The sequence below is a fragment of the Microcoleus sp. D2_18a_B4 genome (assembly GCF_036702475.1).
Lineage (GTDB): Bacteria > Cyanobacteriota > Cyanobacteriia > Cyanobacteriales > Microcoleaceae > Microcoleus.
Genome location: NZ_JAUBTL010000119.1, coordinates 1 through 6,336 on the forward strand (window position 1 = coordinate 1; position 6,336 = coordinate 6,336).

The 6,336-nt window shown below is 43.7% G+C and carries 6 protein-coding genes; 3 read left to right on the forward strand and 3 right to left on the reverse strand.

The window, feature by feature from the left end; translation table 11 throughout:
* Nucleotides 1-296: 296 nt before the first annotated feature.
* Complete coding sequence (locus QUB04_RS32025) at nt 297-860, reverse strand: transcriptional regulator (RefSeq protein WP_333290695.1); 564 nt, start codon at nt 858-860, stop codon at nt 297-299.
* A 449-nt stretch (nt 861-1,309) separates the two neighbouring features.
* Here QUB04_RS32025 and QUB04_RS32030 point away from each other — a divergent pair, with 449 nt between their 5' ends.
* Nucleotides 1,310-2,845 (forward strand): NAD(P)/FAD-dependent oxidoreductase, encoded by a 1,536-nt coding sequence (locus QUB04_RS32030; protein ID WP_333290696.1) that lies wholly within the window; start codon nt 1,310-1,312, stop codon nt 2,843-2,845.
* 110 nt (nt 2,846-2,955) lie between these two features.
* Here the strand turns inward: QUB04_RS32030 and QUB04_RS32035 are convergent, their stop codons facing one another.
* Entirely contained in the window at nt 2,956-4,185 is a 1,230-nt protein-coding gene (locus QUB04_RS32035; RefSeq protein WP_333290697.1) for a CapA family protein, read from the reverse strand.
* A gap of 171 nt (nt 4,186-4,356) precedes the next feature.
* Between QUB04_RS32035 and QUB04_RS32040 the strand changes: the two genes are divergently transcribed.
* Nucleotides 4,357-5,334 (forward strand): hypothetical protein, encoded by a 978-nt coding sequence (locus QUB04_RS32040; RefSeq protein WP_333290698.1) that lies wholly within the window; start codon nt 4,357-4,359, stop codon nt 5,332-5,334.
* Nucleotides 5,335-5,412: 78 nt separating this feature from the next.
* A complete protein-coding gene (locus QUB04_RS32045) occupies nt 5,413-5,973 on the forward strand; it encodes a Uma2 family endonuclease (protein ID WP_333290699.1) in 561 nt (186 codons plus the stop codon).
* A gap of 20 nt (nt 5,974-5,993) precedes the next feature.
* Here QUB04_RS32045 and QUB04_RS32050 read toward each other — a convergent pair whose 3' ends face one another.
* Nucleotides 5,994-6,164: a hypothetical protein gene (locus QUB04_RS32050; RefSeq protein ID WP_333290700.1), complete on the reverse strand. Its 171-nt coding sequence runs from the start codon at nt 6,162-6,164 to the stop codon at nt 5,994-5,996.
* Between the last annotated feature and the right edge of the window lie 172 nt (nt 6,165-6,336).

The following is a 6,336-nucleotide window of genomic DNA, read 5'->3' on the forward strand; positions in this document are numbered from 1 at the left end:
GCATAGGGCATAGGGCATAGGGCATAGGGCATAGGGCATAGGGCATAGGGCATAGGGCATAGGGCATAGGGCATAGGCCGAGGACTCGCCCCCATACCTCACAACGCTTGAGAACCGCTATATCTGAGATGTTGCGTCAGGAATTGACATCGAATATAACGATCGACAACAAGGCTATTGAGGACACGGCAAGGCCGTTTCCCTACCCCAAAATTATCCGCACATAACGATCGACAACAAGGCTATTGAGGACACGGCAAGGCCGTTTCCCTACCCCCACATAATTCATCGCCCTGTCAGTAACAATGTCTTTTGTTTTCGTTGGGTTTTAATTGTCTTTGGGAGGTGCGTTTATGTCCTAAAAGAGTCGAAATGATGATGCAGCGTTGGCTGTTTCTTAAGTTGGGATGATATAGTGTTAGGGTTCCTTTGGCTCTTATACTCGTTAGCGTGCATTCGTGGTCGCTTCGGGATACGGGGCAACCTCGATGGTTGAACATGACGCGCCGGATTGTGCCCTTTGCTTTTTGCTCGTTGCTTTCATTTACTTGGAGCACTGTTGTTTCATTTGTATCTATTTGAATTTGCGGTTCTAGGTTTTTCCATTGACTGGCTGCTACTTGGCCGGGGGGAATGTCGGCTGGGTGAACGGCTATTTGTACATTTTCTCCTACTTCTTTGAAGCTGGCTTGCCATGAAATTTTGGATCGTTTGGCGTTGCTGTGGGCAAGTTCCATTGCCCAATAAGCTCGATCGAGCGATACCTTTAAACGGTGGTTGTTGATAAACATTAGCCAAGAGGGGGCGACGATCGCACTAAATATTCCTATGATTAAAATAATTATCAATAGCTCAATCATTGTAAAACCTGGGGCAGGTGTAGTGGCTCTGCCTTTGAGCGTTTTATTTATTGACACGTAGATGCACTCCCTGATATTTAGCTGGACAAAAAAACAGCTAGGAGGAGCTATTTTTTATTGGGTATATTTTAACTTTGGGTTTGGCGAGTGTGTAGATCGGTATTTACTGAAAATTTATGCGACTTTAAAAAAAACTGCGGGTAAGAAAACGGCAGTCAGGAAACGGTAGTGCGGTTTCCCTACAGCAATTTTGTCGATCGCCCGATCGCACCAGAGCGCGAAGGTATCAGCAGGTGGGGTTAAGGTCGCGGATCTGACGGCGTGACAACGCTTCTGTCTTTTTGAGAGCGATCGATTTAAACTCTTATCAGTGCAAGGCTGTCCGGTTTTTTGTCACTCCGTCAGGATAATTACTCTCATAACCCTACCCAATCAGGAGACTCAAATATATGCAATACAAAAACGGTATGCCAATTGCCATTATTGGCGCGGGAATATCAGGCATTACGACAGCCAATATTCTCAAGAAAAATGGCTTCCAAGCAGTTGTTTTTGAGAAATCCGAAAAGATGGGCGGAGTATGGGCAGTTGCATACCCAAACGTACACCTGCAAAATATCAGGGAACAGTATCATTTATCTGATTTTCCCTGGCCATTCACCCCTGATTTACATCCCACCGGAGAACAAATCCTGAATTATTGGGGGCAAGCGGTCAACCATCTAAAGCTTGATGTGCGGTTAAATCACGAAGTTATCGAACTAAAAGAAACAGAAGATGGCTGGCTATTAAGATATAAAAATCAGGAGGGCGTTCACGAAGAATTATTTGGATACGTCGTTATCTCAGTTGGGCAATATACAGAAGGAAAGTATCAACCTGCATTTCCAGGTATCGAAGATTTCGGCGGGAAAATCATCACTGAACGGGATGTCCACACGCTTGATATATTCGATAATCAACGAGTTGTAATCGTTGGCTTCGGAAAAAGCGCCTTAGACATGGCGACTTTCGCAGCAAAACAAGGCGCACAAGTAAATCATGTATTTCGTACACCGCGCTGGCTTATCCCCGAATGGATTTTGGGCGTACATTTTACCTACGCATTATTCAGCCGCTTTGGAACAGTGATGATGACAAGTTGGGCGCATCCAACCGCCATTGAACGTTTCCTGCACAATCGCCTTGGCTTCATTGTTTCAGCTTTTTGGGATTTGATTGCATCCATCTTCCGCTTTCAAGTTCAGCGAAATGTTTCTGGAAAAGGTCAAGAGGCCCAGCGCCGCATCAAAGCTGTACAACCTGACCACAAACTATTGCCTGATTTACGTTCAGCCACAGCGGTTGCGCCTGAAAATTACTATCCGTTTATTGCAGAAGGAAAAATCTCGCCCCACCGTGCAGAATTATCTGGTTTTTCGCCAGAAGCAGTAAAGTTGAAAAATGGTTGCGAGATTCCATGCGATTTAGTTGTTCTATCTTTGGGTTCGCAAACGCCGATTTTTCCATTTTTGCCTGATAAATATCGAAAAATGTTGGAAACCGAACCCGATGGCGTGCAGTTATATCGCCACTTGCTTCATCCTCGCATTCCGGGCATTGCCTTTGCCGGGTTCAATCATGGATATATGCACGTGCCAGCAGTCGAGATTGCCACACAATGGCTGTGTGCTTACTTGCGTGGTGAACTTGAGTTACCTTCCAGCGAAAATATGGAAAAAAGTATTGAATGTATCCGCCAGTGGAAACGCGCAAATATTCAATTTGAACCTTCGCGATCCTGTGCGATTAACACTCGCTTCCAACAATATATTGACATCATGCTTAAAGATATGGGTGTTTCTCCTTATCGAAAATTGCCTAACATTTTTGCTGAGATATTCGGCAGATATCAACCATCAGATTATCTTGGTGTATCGGAAGAATATAATCACAAAAAGACAAGTCGCTCTACTCCACTACACCCTCTTCCGTTGGATACTTGATTGCTTTCCTAGCTTAAGCTGTTACCTTAGCAATGGGCACTGCCTGGGAATAAAACTCGATCTGCTCTAGCTCCAATTACACTCACCAATACCCAATTTGCCATGCCAAATTATTTAGATTTTTTCGGACTATTCAAAGAGTTAAGATGATTGTTCATATCCTGCAAATATTTTGATAAAACAGGATACTGTGAAGTTGCTAGTAGTGCATCTTTTTTCTGGCTGACAGTTGTTTCTAAGGGCAAAACTCGATAGTTCGTTTTATTGTTCTGAGTATAGCGGTGTACCCAAGTCGGAAAGGTTTTGATGCTGGTAATTTCTGTGGTTTTTTCTGGCAATGTTTTGCGAAGATTTACTTGGAAAATCACGCCTAAGTCTGTATATTTTTTATTCTGACCGGAAATGAAGTTTCCCATTGAATAAATTGCTACAGCTTTGCGGGTTTTCCCATTTTTGCCGGGGAAGTTAAAAATTTTGTAAGGTTGGACGACGTGGGGATGGCTGCCGAGAATGATGTCTGCACCAGCTTTTAATAGGTTTTCCACTAATTGTTTTTGTTGGGTGTTTGGCTGTCGCTGATATTCGTCGCCAAAATGCAGGGAAATTGCGATAATATCTGCTCCTTGTTTGCGGGCTTTGGCTATGTCTTTGACTATCTTTTTTTCGTCGATTAGGGAAACTAAGTAATCTTTGCCTTTGGGTATGGGAATGCCGTTTGTGCCGTAGGTGTAGGCTAGCTTGGCTAATGAAATGTTGTTTTTGGTGCTGATAAAAGTGCGATCGGCTGCGGCGGCTGATGTGGCTGTTCCTATGGCAGCAATTTTGCGATCGCTCAGATTGGCGATCGTCCTAATTACTCCTTTTTCTCCACGGTCTAAAGCATGATTGTTCGCGGTTGTCAAGATATTAAATCCGGCTTTTTTAGTCGCATCTGCTAATTGAGCCGGTGCGTTAAATAGCGGATATCCCGTATATCCGCCCGCATCTTCGCCCGCTAAAGGTGTTTCGAGATTTCCGATCACCCAATCGCCTGTTGACAGGATACTTTTAACTGGTGCGAAGAAAGTGTCAAAATTGTATGTTTTATTTTTTGCGTCGTAGCCCGATCGCGTTTGGGTACTGTGCATCATGATGTCGCCGACAGCAATTAGTTTTGCTTCTTTGATCTCAGACTTTGGTTGGGCGGGAACAGAGGCTGCAATTGGCGATGGCGTCCCGCCCCGCAAGCTACGACTTTCTGTAGGCTGTGTGTTGGTTTGCTGGTTGATTTTTTGGGGTTGGATATTGCAGCTAGCCATTAAAAATGCAGCTATTACCGAGAGCGTCTGGGGAAATTTCATAATTTATCTATAGTAATTTATCGTGTTTATGGTATCATTAATAATCGCAATTTAGGCCGGATTTTTTTTTTGAACCACAGAGAGCACAGAGAACACAGAGGAAAAGAAGAAAACAGAGATGTTCGCAAGTTTTGTTAGGATATCGATGGTTTGCTGGCTACTGGAGAAGGAATGTTTAAAAAATATTTGATTATTGGATTTATAATTTTTGCATCGGTTATCGGTTTAGGTACTTTGAGCTATGCTGAAAGTTCGGCAGATAAACCTTTTGAATTTGCTTTGATTGGCGATTTGCCCTACAGTGCCGAACAAGAAGCACAATTTCCGAATTTGATTGCAGATATCAATCGATCGCCCGCAGCGTTTGTCGTCCACGACGGCGACATTAAAAACGGTTCTAGTGTCTGCGATGATGCAACTTTTCTCAGCCGCAAGCAGTTATTTGACAATTTTGAAATCCCGTTTATTCTAGCTTATGGTGACAATGAATGGACGGATTGCCACCGTTCAAAAAACGGCAGTTACGATCCAGTAGAAAGACTGGCTAAACTGCGAGAAATATTTAGCAACGGTAATCAAAGTTTGGGAAAGCGCACCTTAATTCTCACCCGCCAAAGCGAAAACCCGCAGTTTGCTAAATTCCGCGAAAATGTTCGGTGGATTTATCATGGAGTTGTGTTTTTGGCGATTAATATGCCCGGAAGCAATAACAATTTTGGTCGCACTCCCGAAGCAGATGCAGAATATGCCGATCGCAATTGGGCTAACTTAGCCTGGATCAAAGAATGTTTTGCTTTAGCCAAACGCAGCAACAGCAAAGGAATTGTGTTAGTTGCACAGGCCAATCCGGGATTTGAATTCGATCCGACGGACAAAAGAAGAAGCGGTTACAACGATTTTATCGCAACTCTGGAAACAGAAACAGGCAATTTCCCAGGGCAGGTTGTATTCGTTCACGGCGATACTCACTATTTCCGCATCGATAAGCCTTTACCCTATTTTACCGATGAGACTCAACTACCGAGAATGAAAAATTTTACTAGAGTTGAAACTTTTGGTTCTCCAAACGTGCATTGGTTACGGGCTTTTTATGACCCGAAAAATCCTAATTTGTTTGAGTTTAAGCAGCAGATTGTTCCGCAAAATTAGGCGAGGTAACACAATTTTTATGCAAGACAAATATTCTTTTGCTTACACTGAAGATAGGTAGAATTGAGGAATTTATTTATGGCAATCGCAACTGGGCGCCTCACCCTGGAAGAATTTCTGAAACTGCCAGAAACTAAACCGGCCAGCGAATACATTGAGGGGGAGATTATCCAAAAACCGCTGCCGAAAATAAAGCACAGCCTATTGCAGTCCAAAGCCTGCAACGAAATTAATCAGGTGACGGAAACTCCAAAGATAGCTTATGCTTTTCCAGAGTTGCGGTGTACCTTTGGCGGTCGATCGATTGTTCCAGATATTGCGGTACTATTGTGGGAACAAATTGAATTTGATGAGAGCGGTGAACCGTTGGATGATGTGCTAATTGCACCCTATTGGGCGATCGAAATCCTGTCGCCACAGCCAAGCTCAAATCGCGTCACTAGAAAAATTATTCACTGTCTTCAACATAATTGTCAATTGGGGTGGCTAATCGATCCAGACGATCGATCGATTTTAGCATTTTTGCCCAACCAACAACCGCAATTCTGCGAAGGTAGCGATGTCGTTCCTGTGCCCGAAATGATTCCCCTGAATATCACCGCCGAACAGGTGTTTAGCTGGTTGAGAATGCAACAATGAATCAGGGCGATCGTCTTTTTTTACATGACATCCGGTTTTAAATCTCCTTTTTTAAAGTCTCGCGTTGCGCCGAAGCAAGGCAAGTGTAGTTGCGGTTTCAACCGCCGATCGTAGGGGCGGGTTTCACCGACAATAATTGTCAATAATCGACAATCTAGTAAACCCGCCCCCACCCAACGGTAAATCCCCATCTATGTTTTTCTCCTAGCAAAATCAAGGTTCATGTAGGTTATTTGTGGTGTGGGGGCGGGTTTATATAGATTGTTTGTACTCGTTATATATTGTCTGTAAAACCCGCCCCTTGTATCTTAAAAGAGTGAGTCAGGCGATCGCCACGTCATTGATTCGATCATACCGACAATC

What these genes read in the sequence shown, in the direction of transcription:
- QUB04_RS32045 (WP_333290699.1), top strand. Translation starts at nt 5,413, where the DNA reads ATGGCAATCGCAACTGGGCGCCTCACCCTGGAAGAATTTCTGAAACTG.
- QUB04_RS32050 (WP_333290700.1), bottom strand. Translation starts at nt 6,164, where the DNA reads ATGGGGATTTACCGTTGGGTGGGGGCGGGTTTACTAGATTGTCGATTA.
- QUB04_RS32025 (WP_333290695.1), bottom strand. Translation starts at nt 860, where the DNA reads ATGATTGAGCTATTGATAATTATTTTAATCATAGGAATATTTAGTGCG.
- QUB04_RS32040 (WP_333290698.1), top strand. Translation starts at nt 4,357, where the DNA reads ATGTTTAAAAAATATTTGATTATTGGATTTATAATTTTTGCATCGGTT.
- QUB04_RS32035 (WP_333290697.1), bottom strand. Translation starts at nt 4,185, where the DNA reads ATGAAATTTCCCCAGACGCTCTCGGTAATAGCTGCATTTTTAATGGCT.
- QUB04_RS32030 (WP_333290696.1), top strand. Translation starts at nt 1,310, where the DNA reads ATGCAATACAAAAACGGTATGCCAATTGCCATTATTGGCGCGGGAATA.